The organism is Acinetobacter sp. AM (assembly GCF_003105055.1).
In the GTDB taxonomy this organism is placed as follows: Bacteria; Pseudomonadota; Gammaproteobacteria; order Pseudomonadales; family Moraxellaceae; genus Acinetobacter; species Acinetobacter tibetensis.
Genome location: NZ_QETG01000027.1, coordinates 1 through 23,709, shown reverse-complemented (window position 1 = coordinate 23,709; position 23,709 = coordinate 1). Strand labels below are relative to the sequence as shown.

Below are 23,709 nucleotides of genomic sequence, written 5' to 3'. Positions count from 1 at the left end.
TTCAAGATGGAATTATTACAAAAAAATCGCTGTTTTGATGGTGAGCAACGCATTTATCGTTTTAATTCCCAAACCCTAAAAGGTGATAGTCGTTTTGCAGTATATTTACCTCCACAAGCATTAGAGGGAGAGGCTTGTCCTGCCTTATTTTATCTTGCGGGTTTAACCTGTACTGAAGAAACTTTTGCCATTAAAGCACATGCACAACGCATGGCAGCACAATTAGGTTTGATTCTGATTATGCCTGACACTTCACCGCGTGGTGAGCAAGTGGCGCAAGGTGATCACTGGGATGTCGGTCAGGGCGCGGGTTTCTATATCAATGCGACACAAGCACCATGGGCTGAACATTATCAAATGGAAAGCTTCATTGTTCATGAGCTTTATGATCTAGTGTCGGAACAATTCCCGATTCAGCAAAACCGTATTGGTATTTTTGGGCATTCAATGGGTGGGCACGGTGCATTAACTTTAGCATTTAAATATCCTGAAAAATTTAAATCAGTTTCAGCATTTGCACCTATCTGTGCACCAAGCCTATGCCCTTGGGGAGAAAAAGCATTTTCAAACTATTTAGGTAAGGATCAAGTGGTTTGGAAGCAGCACGATGCGACAGTATTGGTGGGCGAAAAAGGTGCTTTATTTAATGAGATATTGATTGATCAAGGTTTGGATGATCAATTTTATAGCCAGTTAAATCCTGCATTATTCCAACAAGCCTGTGCGCAAGTCGGGCAAGCTCTGACCTTACGTGAGCATGCAGGCTATGATCATGGTTATTATTTTATTCAAAGTTTTATGGATGATCATCTACAATTCCATGCCGTCCAACTTGAATCTTAATCCAAATGGGCGGAGTTTAACTCCGCTGCCATTCCGTTTCGAATTCTTGCTGTGCCATACGGCTTAAATGATCCAGCACCACTTTTTCCAAGTGATCCATTTTTTCTGCGGACGCAGTAATTTCAACCGCTAAGTATTCTGCTTGTGGCACAAGGCTGACCTGTGCTTCAGGCATAATAATCTCAAATTGCTGTTCAATTTCTTTCACTTCAAATTTATGTTTCCAGTGATTATATAAACGTTTGGCAATACGGGCAGATTCTAGTGTGGCAATTTGGCTCGAGCTTTTCATTTTTTTCATCATGAGGTTGGAACTTTACCATAACAAATCTAGCAAGCTTGCATAGCGTATCACTGCAACGCAATGTTGCAAAAATGAAATGTCACAGACCTCGGTCGCAGTTTGCTATAATGATGCCATTAAATTAATGAACAGCCAGGTTAATCCATGTCCAAGCCTTATTTAATTGCACCTTCTATTTTATCTGCTGATTTTGCACGTCTAGGTGAAGATGTTGAAAAAGTATTAGAAGCAGGCGCTGACGTGGTGCATTTTGATGTGATGGATAATCACTATGTGCCGAATTTAACCTTCGGTGCAGGGATATGTAAGGCATTAAAAAACTATGGCATTAAAGCGCCGATTGATGTGCATTTAATGGTTTCTCCTGTAGACCGTATGATTGGTGATTTCTTGGAGGCAGGGGCAGATATTATTACGTTCCATCCAGAAGCCACTGACCATATTGATCGTTCTTTACAGTTGATTAAAGCAGGCGGCGCTAAAGCAGGTTTAGTCTTTAACCCAGCAACACCTTTACATTATCTTGACTATGTTTTGGACAAAGTCGATCAAATCTTATTGATGAGCGTAAACCCAGGTTTTGGCGGACAAAAATTTATTCCAATGACTTTGGAAAAATTACGTCAAGCGCGCAAGATTATTGATGCCTCAGGTCGTGATATTCGTTTAGAAGTCGATGGTGGTGTGGGTCCAGCCAACATTCGTGCAATTGCAGAAGCAGGTGCGGATATGTTTGTCGCAGGTTCAGCCATTTTTGGTAAACCTGATTATAAAGCTGTGATTGATGAAATGCGTGATGAACTTACCAAAGTCGGTTCAGTTACAGTTTAAGTCTTATCAATAAAAGTTGTGCAAGTTGTGGATAACTTTGTGGGTAAGCTTGTAGATATCTATGTAGATAACCATATGGATAACTCGTTTAAACAATAAACAATTTCGCATCAAGTGTTTATAGATTAGACTTTATATGTATAAAAAGAGCACATTTGTGCTCTTTTTTATTGTTATTAAGCCTTGAAAAAATAGCTGCTTTATTCAGCTCAGCTTAAAAAGCATACAGATTAAAAAATAACAAAGATGAGTGAAATTTTTTAATGAATAGAACGGTCATTGTGAGTGAAGAATGAGAAAAAATTGTGTCTCACTCATTTCTTGAGTATGCTGTATATATGCATTTTGCTGTAATGACCGTCCTCATTTAGGAATCTTAAAGTGTCAACGACTCTCCGCAGACAGTCTTGGTTTGTTTGCTTCATGGCTTTTGTCATGGGGTGGAGTAGTCTAGTGTTTGCATCCACAATGCCGATGCATGCCAAAATGCTGCAACAGCAAATGGCGGATGTGCAACAAGTTATAGTTGTTGTTCCTGAACATGAGTATAAGACACAATCTGATTGTCACTCAGCAACAGCAGCCGTACAGCATCAGCAGCATAATATGGATGCTCAAAAGAATCATTGCGAAAGTGGTTTACATGGTAGTGCAGGCAAACAATGTGCCGACTGTGCTCAATTACATTGCCAGACCTTAAGCGTCTGGCTTGATACGGCTGTCACTGATCCGCTTCAATATTTTCATCCAGATACATTAACCAATCTACATAGCCGTTATACGGCTCAGCATTTGATTGGTTATTGGCAAGAAATTTTACGCCCTCCCAAAGCTTAACTTTATTCAAAAAGCAAAATTTTTATTAATTTCGAATAAAGGTTAAGTCATGTCTATTTTATTTCGTCAAAGCCTTTTGATTGGGCTATGTATATTTTCATCTTCTTGGACGTTGGCTGCGGTTAGGGAATATCACCTGACCATTGATGAAGGTTTGGTCAATGTTACTGGAAAACCACTCAAACGTATTACCGTGAATGGCAAGTTTATAGCGCCATTACTTGAATTTGAAGAAGGTGATGATGCAGTCATTCACGTACATAATAATTTAAAAAATCAGGATTCATCCCTACATTGGCATGGTTTGTTGTTGCCTGGTTTGATGGATGGTGTACCTGGCTTTAATGGGTTTACAGGCATTAAACCCAATCAAGATTTTGTCTACCGTTTTAAAGTCCGCCAGAATGGAACTTATTGGTATCACGCCCATTCCAAAGGACAGGAACAAGATGGTTTATATGGCGCTCTGGTCATTTACCCAAAAAATAAGCAACCTTTAGCAAAGCATGAAAAAACTGAGCGTGATTATGTGGTCATGCTGTCGGATTTTCATGAACAAAAAAGTGACCAAATCCAGAAAAATTTAAAAATTTCTGCCGAATATTATCAAAACCAACGCGAAACTTTGGGGAGTGTATGGCAGCAAATTCAACGTGATGGACTCAAATCTACATGGTCTGACCGTTCCATGTGGAACCAGATGCGGATGCTGAAAACGGATCTGTCCGATGTGACGGGCTATACCTTTTTGGTCAATGGTAAAACGCCTGAACAAAACTGGACAGGCATGTTTAAGCCAAATGAAAAAGTCCGTTTACGCATTATTAATGCCTCTGCCATGTCCTTTTTTGATGTGCGGATTCCAAATTTAAAAATGACGGTGGTCAGTGCGGATGGTCAACCTGTTCAGCCTGTGAATGTCGATGAATTTAGGATTGGAACTGCGGAAACCTACGATGTAATTGTTGAGCCAAAACAAGCGGATTATCAAATTGAGGCTGAATCTATAGATCGTTCTGGTTTTGCCATTGGGACCTTGCAGAATGAACTTGCTCCTGTGAAGCCTGCTATACAGATACCACAAGCTCGACCGCGTGCCTTGTTGAATATGGCAGACATGGGACATGGCAGTGGTGATCAATCTTCTGGTATGGATCATTCGAAGATGAATCATACAGAAATGCAAGGCATGGATCACTCGAAGATGAATCATGTAGAGATGCAAGATATGGATCACTCGAAAATGAATCATGCAGAGATGCAAGGTATGGATCATTCAAAGATGAATCATACTGAAATGTCAGAAACGAATCATTCACAGCATCAAAAGATAACATCAACTCAGAAAAATACTGTGGTTGAAGGTTGGGCAAATGCTTCTACACCCACAGGTGATAAGGCTTTGCAATATAGTGATTTAAAATCATTAACCCCACAGCCAGATACCCGTGAAGCAAGCAGTGAACTGGTGATTCGCTTGGGCGGCACCATGGAACGCTATATATGGACCATCAACGGGAAAAAATTTAGTGATGCTGAGCCACTGAAAGTGAAGTATGGCGAACGTATTCGCATTAAATTTATTAATGACAGCATGATGGCGCACCCGATGCATTTACATGGCATGTTTATGCAATTGGAAAATGGGCAAGCAGCGGTTGATATGCCGAATAAACACACCATTGTGGTTCCACCTGCAAAAACTGTGACGGTATTATTAACTGCGGATGAACTCGGTGAATGGGCGATTCATTGTCATTTGCTGTATCACATGAGCGCAGGCATGATGAATAAATTAATTGTTGCCAATGTGACTGATGGCAAAGTATCAACCACACCTCTATCAGAAGCGAGCCAATCTAAAGTTCAAAATTCAAATACGGAACAACAAGGAGAGCAACATGCAAATCACTAATTTATTACCAAAAATGGTTCTCCTTAGTTCATTAGTATTGAGCCAAGTGGCTTTCGCACAAGAACAACAGGCACATGCTGCACATCAGTCCATGACTGAATCAAAGGGTCATCACGCTGAGATGGATCATTCTCAAATGCAGCATCAGATGCACAATATGGATCATGCCAATATGCAGCAGATGACAATGCCCGTCAGTTCGAAAGAACCATCTTCAAAACAAGAATCTCGCGACGCTAAAACTGAAAAAGCGAATACTGAACAGCAGGCACAGGGAGATCAACATGCGCAGCATTAATGTATTTCCACAGACTGTTCTGGCGGGTTCTTTGTTGTTGCTGAGTCAGTTGACCTTAGCACAAGCACAGCAAGACCATACCGTGCATCAACAGCAAAGCGAATCACAGGGTCAGCAGGCCGAAATGGATCATTCTGAAATGCAGCATAATATGCCGAGTATGCATCATTCCAGTATGCAACCGATGGCATCTCCTAGCATGCCCCCAACTCCTGATTCGGTCAAACCAGTACAAGCATCACAATCAACCGATCATTCACACCATCAACAAATTCAGGGGAAAGAAGAACCATCTGAAAACAAGCACTCAGGGCATGATCATCGTGCAGAACACGGTGCGCAGGTTTATATGGTCAATACTTTTGATAATAAGTGGTTGATTGATGAAGGGGGGACAGGCACTTTAAAATCCGAATTTGAAACCCGTATTGGTACGGATGAAAATAAACTTTTTATTAAAGCGCACTTAGATAAGCATGAGTCACATGCGGCTGAATATGAGGTTAAGGCACTTTATAGCCGAATGATTTCAGACTTTTGGGATGTGCAAATGGGTACACGTTACCGTGTCGAAAAAGTTGAGTTAGATCAGCACCGTAAAGATACGGAAGAAAAATGGGATGCCGTAATTGGTTTACATGGTTTGGCGCCGTATTTCTTTGAAACAGATGCCTATGTGTATGTAGGTGAAGATCATTATTCAGGCTTGAGTCTGGAAACAGAGCGAGACTTGTTGTTGACACAAAAGCTTATTTTCCAACCCTATCTAGATGTAGATCTTGTGTTTAGTGATGATTCTAAATATGCCCAAAAAACAGGCTTGAGTAATGTGACAGCAGGTTTGGAAACCCGTTATGAAATCAGTAAAAAGGTCATGCCTTATATTGACATTGCGTATGAATATTCAAAAGGTAACGATGCAACACCTTGGCAGACCGAGAGTGGCTCTGAAAAAGGCTGGCTCTATGGTGCAGGTATTCGTTTTAAGTTCTAAGATCTGAGTTTACTCACGTTTTATTCAGTTTAATAAATTCATAAGGCTTTAAAACTTCGGTTTTAAAGCCTTATTTTTTATAGGTGTATTTAATGTTATTGCATGACAGTTTCGCACCATAAAAGCGCGGCATTTAGTATAATTGAGCGTAATTATAAGGAGGAACGACCTCCCTTGGTGCTTAAATTTTAAAAGATGCACCAAGAAAATTCCTCAGGACGACCTGATTTTTGATTCAAATTTGGAGGTTGTCATGGCTTGGATTGTACTTATTTTTGCGGGTATTTTTGAAATTGTATGGGCATATTCCATGAAGCTGTCAGAAGGCTTTACCCGAATTGGTCCGAGTATTATCACCCTCATTTTTATGATTTTAAGCTTTGCATTATTGGCGTATGCGATGCGCACTTTACCCTTGGGAACGGCATATACGATTTGGACGGGGATTGGTGCAATCGGCTCTTTTCTGGTAGGTATTTTTATTTTAGGTGAGCCTGCGACGGCTATGCGGATGCTTGCCGCCATCTTAATTATTTCAGGGCTTGTATTGATGAAGCTTTCATCTTCATAATCAGTCCTCTATTTATTTCTAAAGACCGCAGGAGCAGACAATGAAACTTGCATTTATGTATATGGCTTCTCCTGTTGGACAGTTAAAATTAGTTGCGCATGATACCGCGTTGGTTGCAGTACTTTGGGAAAATGAAAATCCTAAACGCGTACGATTGGCGGAATTGGTCGAACAGTGCGATCATCCAATTTTGCTGCAAACACAACAACAGCTCATGCAATATTTTGCAGGTACACGTCAGCAGTTTGACCTGCCTTTAGATTTTGAAGGAACAGAATTTCAAAAGCAGGTTTGGCAAGCTTTACTCAATATTCCTTTTGGTGAAACTCGCAGTTATAAAGACATTGCAGAACAATTGGGCAATCCCAAAGCGGTACGTGCCGTGGGAGCAGCCAATGGTAAAAATCCAATTTCCATTATTGCGCCGTGCCATCGGGTGATTGGTTCAAGCGGTAAATTGGTGGGTTTTGCAGGTGGTTTAAGTAATAAAGAGATTCTTTTAAAAATAGAAAAACTTCAATAAACTTGATGACTTAATTCTTGAAAATAACTAGTCAAAATGATTGCACAGATTTTCGCACCGCTCTTGTCCACATTTTGGTGGATATTATTGCTATTTATCGTTATAGGCATCATCAAAGCATTTAAACCTTATTTAAAAGGAAAAATGGGGGAATTTGCCGTTGCAGCCCATGCCAAACTTTATTTAGATCAAGATCGTTATACGCTACTTAATGATTGTACTTTGCCAGATGAGCAAAACCAGACCACCCAAATTGATCATATTTTGCTGAGTCCTTTTGGTATTTTTGTGATTGAAACTAAAAATTATAAAGGCTGGATTTTTGGCAGTCAGCATCAAAAAATGTGGACACAGAAAATTTATAAAAAGAGTTTTAAGTTTCAAAATCCATTACATCAAAACTATAAACACCAAAAGGTGTTAGAAGCTGTGTTATCGGATATTGTTGAGCCTCAGTTCATTCATTCACTAGTGGTATTTATGCCTGATTGTGAATTTAAAACCCAGATGCCACAGCATGTTTTTCGTGGAGCGGGTTGGACGGATTATGTGAAAAATTTTCAAGAAGTTACGATTCCACCGATGAAGTTGAAACGTATTCAATTGCGGATTGAAAAAGAAGTACTCGAAAAGTCGTGGAAAACCAATCGTCAACATATTGAAAATTTAAAGATCAAACACAGTGAATAAAAATAAACCCACAGTTCAAGCAAGAGCTGTGGGTTTATAAATGAAAGCGAAAACTTAGAAACGTTTTGGAATTTTCTGTCCATTCGGAACAGGTGTTTCGGCTTGTTTTAATACGCCAAATAACCATGTTTCTGCATGTTGCACCGCAATTTTTAACTCATCGCCCATCGCGAGACGACCTGCAATAAAGCTCGCGAGTGAACAGCCTGAACCATGATATTCACCTGCCAAACGTGGGCAATGACTTTCAGCCACAAACTCACCATCGATATATAAGGCATTGCGAATATAGTCGGCGGTATCTTCATGCCCGCCTTTCACCAAAACTGCTTTTGCCCCCATCGCAAACAATTTCTGTGTGGCCGCTTCCAAGTCCTGTTCGCCCGTTAAAGCACGTAATTCAACTGTATTTGGGGTAAGAATAGTGGCCAATGGAATGAGTTCGACAAAAGCTTTGACCAGTGTTTCTTGATCCCCTAAAGAACCACCGCTATTCGCAACCAACACTGGGTCAAGTACATAACGATATTCTGGATGTTCACGTAAAAATTCAGCCAAAGCGGCAATATTGTCGGTGGTACCGAGCATCCCAGATTTCACACACTGAATCGGTAGATCACCGACTACGGCATGTGCTTGGGCCAAAAGTAATTCTTTGGAGGTTGCTTCAAAGCCAAAGACTTGTTGTGAGTTTTGAATGGTCAGTGCGGTACATGCAATTGCGGCATGCGCACCACTTTGACCAATCGCTTCAATATCCGCTTGTAAGCCAGCACCGCCAGAAGGGTCTAAACCCGAAAAGCACAGTACAGTCGGGCGCATGTACATTTCCTTCATTCATGAGATTTGCGATAGTATAGGCAACTTTGAGCGAAGTCTCGAGCGTAATTTATTGGGTTGGACAATGATTAAGAATATCTTGATTGATTTAGATGGAACACTGACAGATCCCAAAGTCGGGATTACCACTTCTGCACGTTATGGTTTGGCAAAAGTGGGACACCTGATTCCTGAGTCAGAGAATATTGACTGGATTATTGGTCCACCACTGAAAGCATCTTTGGCTAAAATTTTAAATGTTGACCCCCATGATGTGTTGGCGGATCAAGCCTTATTGGGTTATCGCGAGCGTTTCTCGGTCACAGGTTTATTTGAAAATCATGTGTTTGAAGATGTTGCACACACTTTAGCGACATTAAAAAACAAAGGTTATCGCTTGTTTTTGGCAACGGCAAAACCCGAAGTTTACGCACGTCAGATTTTAGATCATTTTGATTTATTACAGTATTTTGAATACCCTTATGGCAGTGAACTGAATGGTGAACGAACCAATAAAGGGGAGTTAATTGCTTATATTCTAGAACAAGAGCAGCTTCAAGCCGAAGAGTGTTTGATGGTGGGTGACCGTGAGCATGATATTTTCGGCGCACGTAGCAATGGCATTGAAACCATTGCCGTGGAATATGGCTATGGCTCGATGGCTGAACTTGATGCAGCTCAACCCAAGGCTCGAATTCAACGTTTTGCCGATTTGCTGAATCTGATTTAATCAATCATTGATCCATTTAAGCACCTTACTTTCCCTTGTTGAAAAGTAAGGTGCTTGGTTTTATATGCCTAATGTTCTGCGAATTTCATTGGCTAAAACTGCGGGATTGGCATGTTGATGTGGAATGCTAAAACTTTTAAAGCCATCCCCTCTAAATTTACGATCTACTTCTAGTAACACGTGTGTTTGATGTTGCTCTGCCACAAAGGACACTTCAATTTCATTGATGCCGCTAAAGAACTGCGCAGGTTTAAACTCTAGCTCTTGATAACAGCCAAGGGTCGAGTAAAACCCATTGCCACGAAGTTGCCCTTTTTCAACATCGGCAGTCACCAAGTGAAAACCACATTGTTGCATGGCTTGAAGAAAGCTGTGCATGGTAGGCGTCGGGGTGATCTGTAGATAGTCTTTATCGGTGGCATCGAGTCCCCAATCGACATCTAAATGAGTATGTAACCAAACACGGGTTTTATTGCTGTGGCAAGCCAGATCGGTCAAAGGCGTTTCAAAAGGCAATTGAATTGAAAACGGGAAGCTGTGGGTCTGGTTGGCTTGTAATTCAAATGCACCACTAATATGCCATTCCGCAATCGTTAAATTGGTGTTGTATTCTGAGTCATTCGATTCGACTTCGGCTGTGGTCATTAATTTTAAATAGATGCCATTGATATGTTTATTGGAAGAAGCACCAGTAAAAATTACTTCTCCATTCAGGACTTGACCTGCTTGTAATTGGCTGTTGTGTATGCGGGTGTCTACCTGAATGCCTTGTAGACCTAGGCTCGACATGAGTTTATTCAACATGATGCAAAAATTCCTAAAAAAGAAAGATATGAAAATTAAGAAAAATTAGAAAATGAAAAATAAGTGATTTCTAAAATAAAGCTGCTCGAGATTAGCATAATTTAGGCGAGGCTTAGCGCATATCTAAATATAAAGTTTCTTTAATTTCTTCCATCACAATATAGCTATGCGATGAAGCAGATGAGGGGAGTTTTTTGAGTAAATCCCCCAGTAAGCGACGGTAAGCACTCATTTCTTTTAAGCGTGCTTTGACCAGATAATCGAATTCGCCTGAGATTAAGTGACATTCCAAAACCTCAGGAATTTCGACCAAATCACGTGCCACTTGGTCAAACACATCGCCTGACTTGGCAGAGAGTTTAATCTCTAAAAACACCAGTAAATTTCGGTCGACCAGCGCAGGATTAAGCCGCGCGTGATAGCCCGTAATAATGCCATCACGCTCGAGTCGTTTGACTCGTTCTGAACAAGGCGTGGTGGATAAATTGACCCGAGAAGCCAATTCACTAATCGCAATCCGTCCTTCTATTTGCAGAATATCCAAAATCAGGCGATCTACACGGTCTAATTTACGCATAAGTTTTTCCCTATTTTTAGCCTTTATTTAGTGAAATTGGCATGAATATATCTCAACTATACCTATTAAATCAGTCAAATTCACTATTGATGTAGAAATATACTAGTTAAATAAACTGGTGAAGCAGTGAGAGAAAGGAAATGCGCGTAATCGTTCTAGGTAGTGGTGTAATTGGTGTAGCAAGTGCATATTATCTTGCGCAGCAGGGAGCAGAAGTCACTGTATTGGACCGCCAAGCAGGTCCAGCAGAAGAAACAAGTTTTGGTAATGCAGGGCAAATTTCGCCAGGGTATTCGACCCCTTGGGCAGCACCGGGCATTCCATTTAAAGCCGTGAAGTGGATGTTCCAGCATCATGCACCATTGGCGATTAATATGGATGGCAGCATGTGGCAGTTACAGTGGATGGCACAAATGCTGAAAAACTGTAATGCGCAAAGCTATTCAATCAATAAAGAACGTATGACCCGTGTGGCGGAATACAGCCGTGATTGTTTACGTGAATTGCGTAAAGACACAGGAATCAGTTATGAAAACCGTTCAAAAGGCACATTACAGGTGTTCCGTAATGAAGCGCAATTAGAAGCGGTACAACGTGATATTCAAGTATTAAAAGAGTGTGGCGTACCACATGAATTGTTATTGAAAGATGACTTGGCTCGCGTAGAACCTGCACTGGGCTTTGCCAAAGATAAATTGGTTGGTGGTTTACACTTGCCAAATGATGAAACGGGCGATTGCTATAAGTTCACCAATTCGCTTGCAGATATTGCCAAAGCCAAAGGTGTGAAGTTCTTGTTTAACCAGAACGTCGAGCGTTTAGTGGTTGAAGGCGATGAAATCAAAGGTGTAGTGGTGAATGGTCAAGTATTGACCGCAGACCGTTATGTGTTGGCATTCGGTAGTTATTCACGTGATTTCTTAAAACCACTTGAGTTAAATCTACCTGTCTATCCAGTCAAAGGCTATTCATTGACGGTGCCAATTATCGATCCTGCATTTGCACCACAATCAACCGTACTGGATGAAACTTACAAAATTGCGATTACCCGTTTTGATCAACGTATCCGTGTCGGTGGTATGGCAGAGTTAAGCGGTTTCAACTTGAAACTGAATGATGATCGCCGTGGCACACTAGAAATGGTGACCAAAGATTTATTCCCTGGCGGTGATTTACCTAATGCAACGTTCTGGACAGGCTTACGCCCAATGACCCCAGACAGTACGCCAATTATTGGGGCGACTCGCTTTAAAAATCTGTTCTTGAACACAGGACATGGCACCTTAGGTTGGACCATGGCATGTGGTTCAGGCAAGCTGATCAGTGACTTGGTGATGAACCATAAACCAGATATCAGCATTGATGGTCTGTCGATTGAACGTTATTTAAGTGCAGCATAATTCCTGAATTCAGGGAATTGTTTGAACTTTAGGGAAGAAGGGTTATGCCACGTCCAATTACTGCGGTGATTCATCAATCCGCACTCAAACATAATCTGGCAATTGCGCGTGCCGCAATGCCAGACAGCCAAGTTTTTGCCGTGGTCAAAGCCAATGCCTATGGGCATGGCATTGAACGCGTATATCAGGCATTTAAATCTGCCGATGGTTTTGCATTGCTTGATATCGAAGAAGCCAAACGTATTCGTGCTTTGGGCTGGACAGGAGAAATCTTGTTACTGGAAGGTATTTTCTCGCCGCAAGATTTATATGATTGTGCACAGTATCAATTGAGTTTTACTGTACATAATGAACTGCAAATTCAATGGTTACAGCAGTTTCCTGTTGCCGCACAATTTAAAGTGTTCTTAAAAATGAACAATGGCATGAATCGTTTAGGATTTACGCCAGAACACTACGTACACGCGTGGCAACAACTGAAAGGTTTAGCTTCGGTTAAAGACTTGGTACACATGATGCATTTCTCAGATGCCGATGGTGAACGTCAAGGGCAATCTGGGATTGAATATCAGCATCAAGTGTTCCAGCAGATTTTGCAACAGTATCCAGGGCCATGTTCGGTCAGTAATAGTGCCGCAATTTTAAGATACTCTAGCCAGTTACGCTCGGATTATGCGCGTAGCGGCATCATGCTTTACGGCAGTTCTCCTGATTTTCCACGTCATACGATTCAAGACTGGAATTTACAACCGAGTATGAGTTTGCGCAGTGAAATCATCTCGATTCAACAGTTAAATCCAAATGACAGTATTGGCTATGGCTCTAGTTTTGTCGCAGACCGACCAATGCGGGTTGGTATTGTCGCATGTGGCTATGCCGATGGTTATCAACGCATCTCACCGACAGGCACCCCTGTACTGGTGAACTCCATTCGTACCCGTACTTTAGGGCGTGTCAGCATGGACATGCTTGCCGTTGACCTTGATCCAATTCTGGATGCCCAAATTGGCAGTGAAGTGGTGTTGTGGGGGCAATCGAGCACTGGGGCGGTATTGCCGATTGATGAGGTTGCAGCAACCTCTGGCACCGTTGGCTATGAACTGATGTGTGCAGTCACTGCACGCGTCAATTTTTCAATTCAGGAATAAGGAATTTTAACCATGTCACAACAAGATATTCAGCGCTTTAATACCACTCCTGTAATGAGTGCTGTGACGGTTTTTAACAACGTGGTGTATTTATCGGGTCAGGTGCCTAAAAATCCTGATTTGGATATTACGGGGCAAACTCAAGATGTATTAAACACCATTGATCAGCTTTTGGCACAAGCCAACAGTGATAAAAGCCGTATTTTGTCGACACAACTTTTTCTGAAAGATTTGGCTGATTTTTCAGTGGTGAATGAAATTTGGATTGACTGGTTAAAAGACCATGCAACGCCTGCACGCGCTACCATTCAAGCCGATTTGGTCAATCCAAAATGGCTCATTGAAATTGCGGTAATTGCGGCACAAAAGTAAGTAATCATCCATGGAATGGAGGACGCAAGTAATGAGCAAAGTGATCAACTGACTAACCACGAAGGTTAAGGATTACATTGTTAAGGATAAGGGCTTAGCCCTAGATCAATGTTATTGCTCGAGAGGAGCTAGATCTGGGTTAAGTCATATAAAGGAATTAAAAAAGGATGTTGAGTTATGACCACAATGCGTGAGCCAAAAGCTGAACAAGCGACCCACGAGTTGCAACGCAAGCTCTCTAATCGTCATTTACAATTGATTGCAATTGGCGGAGCTATTGGTACAGGTTTATTTATGGGTTCAGGGAAAACCATCTCCCTCGCTGGACCTTCAATTTTACTGATCTATATGATCATTGGTGGTATGTTCTTTTTCCTTATGCGTGCATTAGGTGAAATTCTACTCTCCAATCTGCATTACAAATCTTTCATCGATATGGCACACGATTTAATTGGTCCTGCAGCGGGCTATTATATCGGCTGGTCGTATTGGCTAGGTTGGGTCTTGGTCGGTATAGCTGACCTTGCGGCCATTATTAATTATCTGAATTTCTGGTTACCACCCGATATGGCGTTTACGCCCATAGGGCAAGCGTTGATCAGTGCGGGTTGTGTATTGTTTGTACTTGGACTGAATCTTCTAACTGTCAAGCTCTTTGGTGAGATCGAATTTTGGTTTGCACTGATCAAAATTTTAGCCATTTTAGGCTTGATTGTCATCGGCGGCTTTATGGTGTTCAGTCATTTCCAAGCACCACAAGGCTCAGTTGCCAGCTTTAGTAATGTCTGGGCAAATGGTGGAATGTTCCCTAAAGGTACCAGTGGTTTCTTGGCAGGTTTCCAGATTGCACTCTTTGCTTTTGTGGGTGTGGAATTAATTGGAACCATGGCGGCTGAAGCCAAAGATCCAGAAAAAAACTTACCGAAAGCGGTGAATGCAATTCCAACCCGAATCATTTTATTCTATGTATTGGCGTTATTTATTGTGATGTCAGTAACACCTTGGAATCAGATTCCAGCGGATCAAAGCCCATTTGTGAGCTTATTCTTACATGCGGGTATTCCAGTTTCTGCCATCATTATGAACTTGGTGGTACTGTCTTCCGTCATGTCTTCGATGAATAGTGGCGTGTTTTCGACCAGTCGTATGCTGTTTGGCTTATCTCGTGATGGTCAAGCACCTAAAGGTTTGGGTGAATTATCCAGTCGTGCGGTTCCAGCCAAAGGCTTGTTATTTTCTTGCATCTTTATTATGGCAGGTGCAGCGCTGCAGTATTTCGTGCCGAACACGGTGGAAGCCTTTACCTTAGCAAGTTCATTGTGTGTAATTCTATTTATCAGTATTTGGGGACTCATTATGGTGTGCTATTTACGCTACCGTAAACTGCGTCCTGAATTACATGCACAATCGAAGTTTAAAATGCCAGGTGGGGTGTGGATGTCTTATGTGGTATTGATTTTCCTTTTCTTTACCTTGGTCATTTTAAGTTTAGAACCCGATACTTTACGTGCCTTAATCATTAGTCCAGTGTGGTTAATTATTTTGGCCACTACTTATCGTGTGTTGTATTTACCACGTGTGAAAAAACGTATGTTAAGACAGCAACTCGATAGCTAAGTAAAACTGATCCTTCACTAGCGATATCTGAGAGAAAGCCCGCGTAAGCAGGGCTTTCTTTTTGTTTGAGCTGAATAAATAGATGCTAATGGAGTGTTAGATAATTGTATGATTTTATGCATAAAAGCTGTTTAAATCAGGTGGTTTAACTTTTAATGAAGCACTTTAAAATTTTAACAACGGTTTATGCGTAATTATAAAATCGACATCCTGCGCGGAGTGTCCATCCTTTTGGTATTGATTCACCATTTTAATATTCCATATAAATTACACGATACCTTTCTCGGCATCCAAATTGGGGGCGAAAGCTTCAGTACCTTAATTGCAAGAAATGGCAACTATGGTGTGACCATGTTTTTTGTCATTTCGGGCTTTTTGATTACCCAGCATACCTTGCAGCGCAGTGGGTCTTTGGCGCAGATTAAGCTGAAAGATTTTTATATCCGTCGTATTGCCCGAATTATGCCGTGTCTGGTGTTATTGGTCGTGATGGTCAGTGTGCTTGGGAGTTTAGGATTACAACCTTTTCTCAATCAGTCGCCCAATGGCGTAGAGGTGTCCTATGCTGTGACTGTCCTTTCCGCTTTTAGCTTCTGGATGAATCTACTGATTATCAAATACGGTTGGGTCAACTATGCTTTGGGCGTATTGTGGTCTTTATCGGTTGAAGAGGTTTTCTATTTAGTCTTTCCTGTACTGTGTTTAGGGCTTGGTCGAGGCAAAGGCTTTATTGTTTTTTTACTCGCAGCAATCGCTTATGCTCCGTATTTTCGTACTTTACATTTTGGCGAGGAAAGCGGCGCTTATCTGTATCACTATTTTTCTAGTTTTGATGGCATTGCGATTGGCTGCCTCACCGCAATGTATGTACAGCATTTTAAAGCTGCCATGTACAGTCCAAGAGTGATCGTTGTTGTGACCATATTACTGATGGCTGCTTTATATTTTTATGCACCGATCAAAGAGGTAAGTACTTGGGGCATCAGTGTATTTGCGCTATTTACGGCGTTACTGATATTATGTTTTGCCAAAGATCCCAAAGTTAAACCTGTCTCATACGCGGCACGGAGTTTGGTCTGGATTGGACAGCGTAGCTATGAAATGTATCTGTTTCATTTGATTATTCTCGGCTTAATGAAAGTGGTGTATTTCCCCAAAGAAACTGTAGCGGCTGAAAAGCTGATGTTGTTGCCTGTTTATTTTATCGCAGTGTTTATTTTGAGTTGGGCGATTGAAAAGTATTATTCGACCCCGCTCAATTTAAAAATTCGTCAAGCTTGGATACGGTCATAGCGCTGATCTTTAGCTGTGCTGTTGATTTTTTACAGACATTAAAAAGCCCCGAATCAATCGGGGCTTTTTAATTGTGGGATTTTAAAATGTCGGTTTGACTACGACTAAAATCACCACAGCAAATAAAATTAGGGTCGGCATTTCATTAAAGAAGCGCCAGAACTTGTGTGACTTGTAATGTGCGTGACCAATTAATTTCTTACGGTAATAACCGCAGACAAAATGGTAAATCACCAACAGTCCAACCAAGCCGACTTTCAGGTAAAACCATAATGCTTCATGGTAGTGGCGCGTTGCATCACCCCAATCCACCAAAAAATGTGCCGTGATCAATGTCGCAATCATCGATGGCCACATAATGCCACGGTACAATTTACGTTCCATGACCTCGAAACGTTGATGACTAACGGCATCATCACTCATGGCATGGTAAACATAGAGCCGTGGTAAGTAGAACAATGCAGCGAACCAACACACCACGGCAATAATATGTAATGCTTTTACCCACAAGAAAGCATCAGAAGGAGCATCCATCAAGTCACCCTAAAATGGGCGGCTTAGCCTTCCCACTTTTTGAAAATGAGACATGCATTTACGCCGCCAAAACCGAAACTGTTACTCATCACAGTATTCAATTTTGCGTCACGTTTTTCAAGCACGATATCAAATGGTTTTGCGCCTTCATCTAGTTCAGTCACGTTGATGTTTGGTGCAATAAAGTCATTTTGCATCATCAGTACTGAGTAGATCGCTTCTTGTACACCAGCAGCACCCAAGCTATGACCTGTCATTGACTTGGTCGAGCTAAGTGGAGGAACTTGACCTTCACCAAATGCACGTTCCATTGCCAATAATTCAGTCACGTCACCCGCAGGTGTCGACGTACCATGCGTATTCACATAGTCAATCTTGTCTACGCCGTGTTGTTTTGCTTCTTCTAGCGCCATAAGTACACAACGTGTTGCGCCTTCACCAGACGGGGCAACCATGTCTGCACCATCACTGTTTGCAGCATAGCCCACTACTTCGGCTAAAATGTTGGCACCACGTGCTTGAGCGTGTTCAAGCGATTCAAGCACCACGAAACCGCCACCGCCAGCAATGACAAAACCGTCACGGTCTGCTGAATATGGACGAGAAGCTGTTTCTGGCGTGTCATTGTACTTCGAGCAAAGTGCGCCCATCGCATCAAACAACAAGCTTTGAGACCAGTGATCTTCTTCACCACCACCTGCCAGCATTAAGTCTTGTTTACCCAATTGAATCAGGTTGTAGGCATAACCAATTGCATCAGCAGAGGTTGCACAAGCGCTAGTAATGGTATGAGCAACGCCTTGCATTTTAAATGCCACACCGACGTTTGCAGTGATGGTGTTCGACATGTTACGTGGCACGAAGAAAGGACCAACTTTACGCGCACCTTTAGTGTCGAGCAATTCTTTCATTTCGATGACAGATGCTGTTGAACCACCACCTGAACCACCTGCAATACCGTAGCGAGGATTGCCACCAATTTGCTCTGCGGTCAGACCAGCATTTTCTACCGCAGCAACTGCAGCGTTATACGCATACATTGCACATACGCCCATAAAGCGTTTTAATTTGCGGTCAATGTGGTCAAAATTTTGTTCTGCTGCTGCGCTGATGTGACTTTTGAAATTAAGTTCAGCATAAGTCGGGTTAAAACGTGTTCCAGAAATCCCGTTTTGCAATGAATGAGTGACATCTTCTAAAGTGTTACCGATGCATGAGTTGATACCCATACCCGTAATTACAACACGTTTCATCTACAGATCCCTTATATGGTGATATTTCGCATGACTGTATGCAATCAGGGGAGAGCCTTTATGCTACAAGTCTTCATATGTTTGATTTGCAATCATGATAGCAGAAAGAATTTTGAATTCTTATGGCAAATATGATGTGTATTTGGAAGAAAGGAAAAAAGTGAATTTAGGCAAAGTTCTTAACTAAAAGAAACAGTTTGATGTTGAGATAAACTTAGACTATACCTAGTATTTAGCGAGAAATGAAAGAATTGAACAAGAAGGGTCAAGAATGACAGAAGCTAATAATAAACAATCAACAGGATTCCTCTCAAATGCCTTTGGAGTGGCTAAAAAGCTCAGCCAAACTGGAATCGATGTTTTGCAACATGTTGCACCAGGCTCTATTTCAGCTTATCCGCAAGGCGTGGGAAATTCAGCGTTTATTGAGGGGAAAGCACATTCTAAATCTGCTTTTGAGACCCAAAAATATCAAGATGCACAGCAGATTTTACGAGAACATTTTCCGCAAGTTTCCCGACAACTTTTAGGGCGTCATTATTCAAAAGTGAATAATGTGGCGAATTTTGTTGCACCACAATATACCGACAAAATTAGCGACTATTTTTTTGAAAAACTGAATGCCTTTAGTTCAGATATCAGTTCTGTCGATGATGTTTTGGATCAGGCTGGGGTGCGTGATCTGGAAAGCTTAACGCAAGATATTGATCGTTCTAAACGCATTAGTCAGGCTTTAGCAGAACAAAATAAATGGATTGCATCTTTACAAGGCCTGCTTACAGGGGCAACGGGAACCATTGGCTCAAGTGTCGATATTCCATTGTCTTTAATTTTGTCACTGAGAACCATTTATCAGGTCGGGCGATCTTATGGCTTTGAGCTGAATAAAGATACTGAACAAGAAATTATTCAATTTATTTTCAAACAAATTGATTTAGGAATTATTGCAGAGAAGCAAGCCTTATTAATGGCGGTTAAAACCGTGTCTAAAATGTTGCAAACACATGATATTGGGCAGTTGCAGTATTTATTGGGCTCAAGCAATGACATTGAAATGCTTAGAAAATGGCTACACAATGAGCAGGGCGATTATAAATGGGCTTGGATGAATAAAGTCCCGAACTATAGCTTCCTAAGCAAATTGACGCCTGTTGCAAGTGCAACGTTAAGTGCAGTATATAGTTGGAAACTAATAGAAGATGTCAATCAAAAAGCACAAGTGGTTTTTGCTCAAGCACGTCAATATATCCAGCAACATAAAGACCTTGAACTCTCAGTGGTCACTGCCTATGAACGTTCATTGACGTTATTGTCACAAGCGACACCAAAACTATTTACCGAAACGGTTCAACCCAGTTTACTTGAGGCAGAGTCCATCAATGCTGTAGTTGAGACCACATTGGAAAATAATAAAAATATTACCAAAGTTCACGTAAAGAAAAAAACTACGCCAAAACCAAGCCATGAAGCTGAGCAGCAACAGAAAATTGAGCAAGGCTTAGAAAAATTGGCCGATCATTTGGTTGAACCACGGGCAGAAGTAAAGCTTCAACAGCCTGCATTAACCTCAAGTAGTGATGCTATAGAGGTTATTGTGGATGGTGTTTCGGAAAAAATTGAAAACCCTTTGGCAGAGCCAACAGTGGCTGCAAAGCGTCCACGTAAGGTGCCTATAAAAAGGGTTACAAAAAAGCCAATCCCGCCCAATGAAAAATAAATCTCGAAAATTGTTCAAAAAACGTTAAGAAAAGCAAGATGGTTTACGGATAAAGGGCTCTCGAATGTTGACCATTTTTGCATCTTGACTTACAATTGCATGCCCTCAAAAAGTAGTATTTTTTGGGGCTTTTTATTAACGGGAGAATTGCCATATGGCAACAACAAATCAGTTGATCCGCAAGGGTCGTACGACTTTAGTTGAAAAATCTAAAGTTCCTGCGTTGAAGGCTTGTCCACAACGTCGTGGTGTTTGTACACGTGTTTACACAACTACACCTAAAAAACCTAACTCAGCAATGCGTAAAGTTTGCCGTGTTCGCTTAACTTCTGGTTTTGAAGTTTCTAGCTACATCGGTGGTGAAGGCCATAACCTACAAGAGCACAGTGTTGTTCTTATCCGTGGTGGTCGTGTTAAAGACTTACCAGGTGTACGTTACCATACCGTTCGTGGTTCTTTAGACTGTGCTGGCGTGAAAGATCGTAACCAGTCACGTTCTAAATACGGTACTAAACGTCCTAAGAAATAATCTTTCGAGATTAAAATCTTAGTTCATTAGAACTGCAATCCTTTATCGTCTCGCTTGTCTGATTTCTGCATTTATTTTGTGAAATTCAAGCGACGTGTAGTAAGGCCAGCGAAGGTACATGACACTTTGTACCACTGCTGGATTAACCTGAAGTGTCATATCTATAGGTAGTTTAAAATGCCAAGACGTCGCGTAGTTGCTGCTCGTGAAATCCTTCCGGATCCTAAGTTCAGTAGCCAAACAATCGCTAAATTCATGAACCACGTAATGCAAGATGGTAAAAAATCTATTGCTGAAAGTATCGTTTACGGTGCTTTAGACCGCGTTCAAGAAAAAAACAAAGTAGACCCAGTTGAATTTTTCGAGACTACTCTTGAAAAAGTTCGTCCTATGGTCGAAGTAAAAGCTCGCCGTGTTGGTGGTGCTACTTATCAAGTACCTATGGAAGTGCGCCCATCCCGTCGTACTGCCTTGGCTATGCGTTGGTTAGTAGATGCTGCTGCTAAGCGTTCTGAAAAAACTATGGCTTTACGTCTTGCTGGTGAGTTGCTTGATGCAGCTGAAGGTAAAGGCGCAGCTGTTAAAAAACGTGAAGATGTGCACCGTATGGCTGAAGCCAACAAAGCCTTCTCTCACTACCGTTTCTAAGCGGATAAAACAGGCCTTAATCAGGACAATGACAATTATGTTTTCACATAATTGTCATCAAATCGCTTTAAGTTGCTAAGCAGCTTAAAGCGTCCTGTTTTAACAACAAAATTTAGGAATGCTAGAAATCATGGCTCGTCAAACTCCAATTTCTCGTTACCGTAACATTGGTATCTCTGCGCACATTGACGCAGGTAAAACAACTACGACTGAACGTATTTTGTTCTACACAGGTGTATCTCACAAAATTGGTGAAGTACATGATGGTGCAGCAACAATGGACTGGATGGAACAAGAGCAAGAACGTGGTATTACCATTACTTCTGCTGCGACAACTTGTTTCTGGTCAGGTATGAGTAGCCAATTCCCACAACACCGTATCAACGTAATCGATACACCGGGACACGTAGACTTCACAATCGAAGTTGAACGTTCTATGCGTGTTCTTGACGGTGCGTGCATGGTTTACTGTGCGGTAGGTGGTGTACAACCTCAGTCTGAAACTGTATGGCGTCAGGCTAACAAATATAAAGTGCCTCGTTTAGCATTCGTGAACAAGATGGACCGTACTGGTGCAAACTTCTTCCGTGCTGTTGAACAAGTTAAAACTCGTTTAGGCGGTAATCCTGTTCCTATCGTTGTGCCAATCGGTGCTGAAGATACGTTTGCAGGTGTTGTTGACCTTATCGAAATGAAAGCGATTATCTGGGATGAAGCATCTCAAGGTATGAAGTTTGAATACGGCGATATTCCGGCTGACCTCGTTGATACTGCTAATGAATGGCGTACCAAGATGGTTGAAGCTGCTGCTGAAGCTTCAGAAGAATTAATGGACAAGTACCTAGAAGAAGGCGATCTTTCTAAAGAAGACGTCATCGCTGGCTTACGTGCTCGTACATTAGCATCTGAAATTCAAGTAATGCTTTGTGGTTCTGCGTTCAAAAACAAAGGTGTTCAACGTATGTTGGATGCTGTAATTCAATTCTTACCTTCTCCTACAGAAGTTAAAGCAATTGAAGGTGTTCTTGACGACAAAGCTGAAACTAAAGCATCTCGTGAAGCATCTGACGAAGCTCCGTTCTCTGCGTTAGCGTTCAAAATCATGAACGACAAATTCGTAGGTAACTTGACATTCGTACGTGTTTACTCTGGTGTTCTTAAACAAGGTGATCCTGTTTATAACCCAGTTAAATCTAAGCGTGAACGTATCGGTCGTATCGTGCAAATGCATGCGAACGAACGTCAAGATCTTGATGAAATCCGTGCAGGTGATATCGCAGCGTGTGTAGGTCTTAAAGACGTTACAACGGGTGATACATTATGTGATGAGAAAAACATCATTACGCTTGAACGTATGGAATTCCCAGAGCCAGTAATTTCATTGGCTGTTGAACCAAAAACTAAAGCTGACCAAGAAAAAATGTCAATTGCTTTAGGTCGTTTGGCTAAGGAAGATCCATCATTCCGCGTTCGTACAGATGAAGAATCTGGTCAAACCATTATTGCTGGTATGGGTGAGCTTCACCTTGACATCATCGTTGACCGTATGAAGCGTGAATTCGGTGTTGAAGCGAACATTGGTAAACCAATGGTTGCTTACCGCGAAACAATCAAAAAGACTGTTGAGCAAGAAGGTAAGTTCGTTCGTCAAACAGGTGGTAAAGGTAAATTCGGTCATGTATATGTTCGTTTAGAACCTATGGATGTTGAAGAAGCTGGTAAAGAATACCAATTCGCTGAAGAAGTTGTAGGTGGTACGGTACCTAAAGAATTCTTCGGTGCGGTTGATAAAGGTATTCAAGAACGTATGAAGAATGGTGTCTTGGCTGGTTACCCTGTTGTGGGTATTAAAGCGACATTATTTGACGGTTCTTACCACGATGTCGACTCTGACGAATTGTCGTTCAAAATGGCTGGTTCTTACGCATTCCGTGATGGTTTCATGAAAGCAGATCCTATCTTGCTTGAACCAATCATGAAAGTTGAAGTAGAAACTCCAGAAGACTACATGGGCGATATCATGGGTGACTTAAACCGTCGTCGTGGTATGGTTCAAGGTATGGACGATTTACCTGGTGGAACTAAAGCAATTAAAGCTGAAGTACCATTGGCTGAGATGTTTGGTTACGCGACTCAAATGCGTTCTATGTCTCAAGGTCGTGCGACTTACTCTATGGAATTTGCTAAATATGCTGAAACTCCACGTAACGTGGCGGAAGGCATTATCGCTAAGTTCCAATCTGGCGGTAAAAAAGGTGACGACGAGTAATCTTTCGATTACTATAAGCCCAAACTAATTTTTTAGTTAATAACCAGTTGCTCATGCAGTAATCCTGCATGAGTAGTTTAAAAAGGAAAATCAAATGGCTAAGGCTAAGTTTGAACGTAATAAGCCACACGTAAACGTGGGCACAATCGGTCACGTTGACCATGGTAAAACTACTTTAACTGCTGCGATTGCA

26 protein-coding genes are annotated in these 23,709 nt (G+C 41.5%); 20 read left to right on the top strand and 6 right to left on the bottom strand.

Annotated elements, in window-relative coordinates; genetic code table 11:
- The first annotated feature begins 6 nt into the window (after window positions 1-6).
- A complete protein-coding gene (gene fghA / locus DCO44_RS13600) occupies window positions 7-843 on the top strand; it encodes an S-formylglutathione hydrolase (RefSeq protein ID WP_116762786.1) in 837 nt (278 codons plus the stop codon).
- Between the two features lie 16 nt (window positions 844-859).
- Here fghA and DCO44_RS13595 read toward each other — a convergent pair whose 3' ends face one another.
- A complete protein-coding gene (locus DCO44_RS13595) occupies window positions 860-1,135 on the bottom strand; it encodes a DUF2218 domain-containing protein (protein ID WP_116762784.1) in 276 nt (91 codons plus the stop codon).
- Between the two features lie 156 nt (window positions 1,136-1,291).
- Between DCO44_RS13595 and rpe the strand changes: the two genes are divergently transcribed.
- The 8 genes from rpe (at window position 1,292) to DCO44_RS13555 (ending at window position 7,806) form a co-directional block, all read left to right on the top strand.
- A complete protein-coding gene (gene rpe, locus DCO44_RS13590) occupies window positions 1,292-1,978 on the top strand; it encodes a ribulose-phosphate 3-epimerase (RefSeq protein WP_116762782.1) in 687 nt (228 codons plus the stop codon).
- 381 nt (window positions 1,979-2,359) lie between these two features.
- Entirely contained in the window at window positions 2,360-2,815 is a 456-nt protein-coding gene (locus tag DCO44_RS13585; RefSeq protein ID WP_133243161.1) for a hypothetical protein, read from the top strand.
- Between the two features lie 49 nt (window positions 2,816-2,864).
- A complete protein-coding gene (locus DCO44_RS13580; protein WP_116762778.1) occupies window positions 2,865-4,730 on the top strand; it encodes a copper resistance system multicopper oxidase in 1,866 nt (621 codons plus the stop codon).
- A complete protein-coding gene (locus DCO44_RS13575; protein WP_116762776.1) occupies window positions 4,717-5,028 on the top strand; it encodes a hypothetical protein in 312 nt (103 codons plus the stop codon). The genes DCO44_RS13580 and DCO44_RS13575 overlap by 14 nt, the downstream gene beginning before the upstream one ends.
- Window positions 5,015-6,022: a copper resistance protein B gene (locus DCO44_RS13570; protein WP_116762774.1), complete on the top strand. Its 1,008-nt coding sequence runs from the start codon at window positions 5,015-5,017 to the stop codon at window positions 6,020-6,022. The genes DCO44_RS13575 and DCO44_RS13570 overlap by 14 nt, the downstream gene beginning before the upstream one ends.
- A gap of 253 nt (window positions 6,023-6,275) precedes the next feature.
- The gene (locus tag DCO44_RS13565) at window positions 6,276-6,593 is read left to right on the top strand and encodes a DMT family transporter (protein WP_016167297.1); all 318 of its coding nucleotides are present in this window, start codon (window positions 6,276-6,278) and stop codon (window positions 6,591-6,593) included.
- 40 nt (window positions 6,594-6,633) lie between these two features.
- The gene (locus DCO44_RS13560; RefSeq protein WP_116762772.1) at window positions 6,634-7,116 is read left to right on the top strand and encodes a methylated-DNA--[protein]-cysteine S-methyltransferase; all 483 of its coding nucleotides are present in this window, start codon (window positions 6,634-6,636) and stop codon (window positions 7,114-7,116) included.
- A gap of 36 nt (window positions 7,117-7,152) precedes the next feature.
- Window positions 7,153-7,806 carry a nuclease-related domain-containing protein gene (locus tag DCO44_RS13555; RefSeq protein WP_116762770.1) on the top strand — a complete coding sequence of 218 codons (654 nt, stop codon included), beginning with the start codon at window positions 7,153-7,155 and terminating at the stop codon, window positions 7,804-7,806.
- Window positions 7,807-7,860: 54 nt separating this feature from the next.
- Here DCO44_RS13555 and DCO44_RS13550 read toward each other — a convergent pair whose 3' ends face one another.
- On the bottom strand, window positions 7,861-8,628 hold the full coding sequence (locus DCO44_RS13550; RefSeq protein ID WP_116762768.1) for a hydroxymethylpyrimidine/phosphomethylpyrimidine kinase: 768 nt from the start codon (window positions 8,626-8,628) through the stop codon (window positions 7,861-7,863).
- An 82-nt stretch (window positions 8,629-8,710) separates the two neighbouring features.
- Here DCO44_RS13550 and DCO44_RS13545 point away from each other — a divergent pair, with 82 nt between their 5' ends.
- Entirely contained in the window at window positions 8,711-9,355 is a 645-nt protein-coding gene (locus DCO44_RS13545; RefSeq protein ID WP_116762765.1) for an HAD-IA family hydrolase, read from the top strand.
- A gap of 60 nt (window positions 9,356-9,415) precedes the next feature.
- Here the strand turns inward: DCO44_RS13545 and DCO44_RS13540 are convergent, their stop codons facing one another.
- Both DCO44_RS13540 and DCO44_RS13535 read right to left on the bottom strand, forming a co-directional pair.
- The gene (locus DCO44_RS13540) at window positions 9,416-10,159 is read right to left on the bottom strand and encodes a sporulation protein (protein ID WP_116762762.1); all 744 of its coding nucleotides are present in this window, start codon (window positions 10,157-10,159) and stop codon (window positions 9,416-9,418) included.
- Window positions 10,160-10,271: 112 nt separating this feature from the next.
- Window positions 10,272-10,736 carry an Lrp/AsnC ligand binding domain-containing protein gene (locus DCO44_RS13535; protein ID WP_116762760.1) on the bottom strand — a complete coding sequence of 155 codons (465 nt, stop codon included), beginning with the start codon at window positions 10,734-10,736 and terminating at the stop codon, window positions 10,272-10,274.
- Window positions 10,737-10,876: 140 nt separating this feature from the next.
- Here DCO44_RS13535 and DCO44_RS13530 point away from each other — a divergent pair, with 140 nt between their 5' ends.
- The 5 genes from DCO44_RS13530 to DCO44_RS13510 all read left to right on the top strand — a co-directional run bounded on the left by DCO44_RS13530 (window position 10,877) and on the right by DCO44_RS13510 (window position 16,566).
- Window positions 10,877-12,136, top strand: coding sequence for a D-amino acid dehydrogenase (locus tag DCO44_RS13530; protein ID WP_116762758.1), 1,260 nt, complete (start codon window positions 10,877-10,879; stop codon window positions 12,134-12,136).
- 44 nt (window positions 12,137-12,180) lie between these two features.
- Complete coding sequence (gene alr, locus DCO44_RS13525) at window positions 12,181-13,284, top strand: alanine racemase (protein WP_116762756.1); 1,104 nt, start codon at window positions 12,181-12,183, stop codon at window positions 13,282-13,284.
- A gap of 12 nt (window positions 13,285-13,296) precedes the next feature.
- On the top strand, window positions 13,297-13,656 hold the full coding sequence (locus DCO44_RS13520) for a RidA family protein (protein WP_116762754.1): 360 nt from the start codon (window positions 13,297-13,299) through the stop codon (window positions 13,654-13,656).
- A gap of 186 nt (window positions 13,657-13,842) precedes the next feature.
- Window positions 13,843-15,273 carry an amino acid permease gene (locus tag DCO44_RS13515; RefSeq protein WP_171304986.1) on the top strand — a complete coding sequence of 477 codons (1,431 nt, stop codon included), beginning with the start codon at window positions 13,843-13,845 and terminating at the stop codon, window positions 15,271-15,273.
- Between the two features lie 186 nt (window positions 15,274-15,459).
- Entirely contained in the window at window positions 15,460-16,566 is a 1,107-nt protein-coding gene (locus DCO44_RS13510) for an acyltransferase family protein (RefSeq protein ID WP_116762750.1), read from the top strand.
- 81 nt (window positions 16,567-16,647) lie between these two features.
- On the opposite strand, the gene DCO44_RS13505 is transcribed toward DCO44_RS13510, so the two are convergent.
- Window positions 16,648-17,100 carry a CopD family protein gene (locus tag DCO44_RS13505; protein ID WP_005011820.1) on the bottom strand — a complete coding sequence of 151 codons (453 nt, stop codon included), beginning with the start codon at window positions 17,098-17,100 and terminating at the stop codon, window positions 16,648-16,650.
- 23 nt (window positions 17,101-17,123) lie between these two features.
- The gene (locus DCO44_RS13500; protein WP_116762748.1) at window positions 17,124-18,353 is read right to left on the bottom strand and encodes a beta-ketoacyl synthase N-terminal-like domain-containing protein; all 1,230 of its coding nucleotides are present in this window, start codon (window positions 18,351-18,353) and stop codon (window positions 17,124-17,126) included.
- A gap of 271 nt (window positions 18,354-18,624) precedes the next feature.
- Between DCO44_RS13500 and DCO44_RS13495 the strand changes: the two genes are divergently transcribed.
- The 5 genes from DCO44_RS13495 to DCO44_RS13475 form a co-directional block, all read left to right on the top strand.
- A complete protein-coding gene (locus DCO44_RS13495) occupies window positions 18,625-20,070 on the top strand; it encodes an EcsC family protein (protein WP_116762746.1) in 1,446 nt (481 codons plus the stop codon).
- A 154-nt stretch (window positions 20,071-20,224) separates the two neighbouring features.
- Window positions 20,225-20,599, top strand: coding sequence for a 30S ribosomal protein S12 (gene rpsL, locus DCO44_RS13490; protein ID WP_002050319.1), 375 nt, complete (start codon window positions 20,225-20,227; stop codon window positions 20,597-20,599).
- Window positions 20,600-20,776: 177 nt separating this feature from the next.
- Window positions 20,777-21,247, top strand: coding sequence for a 30S ribosomal protein S7 (gene rpsG / locus DCO44_RS13485; RefSeq protein WP_016167282.1), 471 nt, complete (start codon window positions 20,777-20,779; stop codon window positions 21,245-21,247).
- A 130-nt stretch (window positions 21,248-21,377) separates the two neighbouring features.
- Window positions 21,378-23,516: an elongation factor G gene (gene fusA, locus DCO44_RS13480; protein WP_116762744.1), complete on the top strand. Its 2,139-nt coding sequence runs from the start codon at window positions 21,378-21,380 to the stop codon at window positions 23,514-23,516.
- A gap of 94 nt (window positions 23,517-23,610) precedes the next feature.
- Window positions 23,611-23,709 (top strand): GTP-binding protein (locus DCO44_RS13475; RefSeq protein WP_009586195.1); only part of this gene is annotated, 99 nt, incomplete at its 3' end.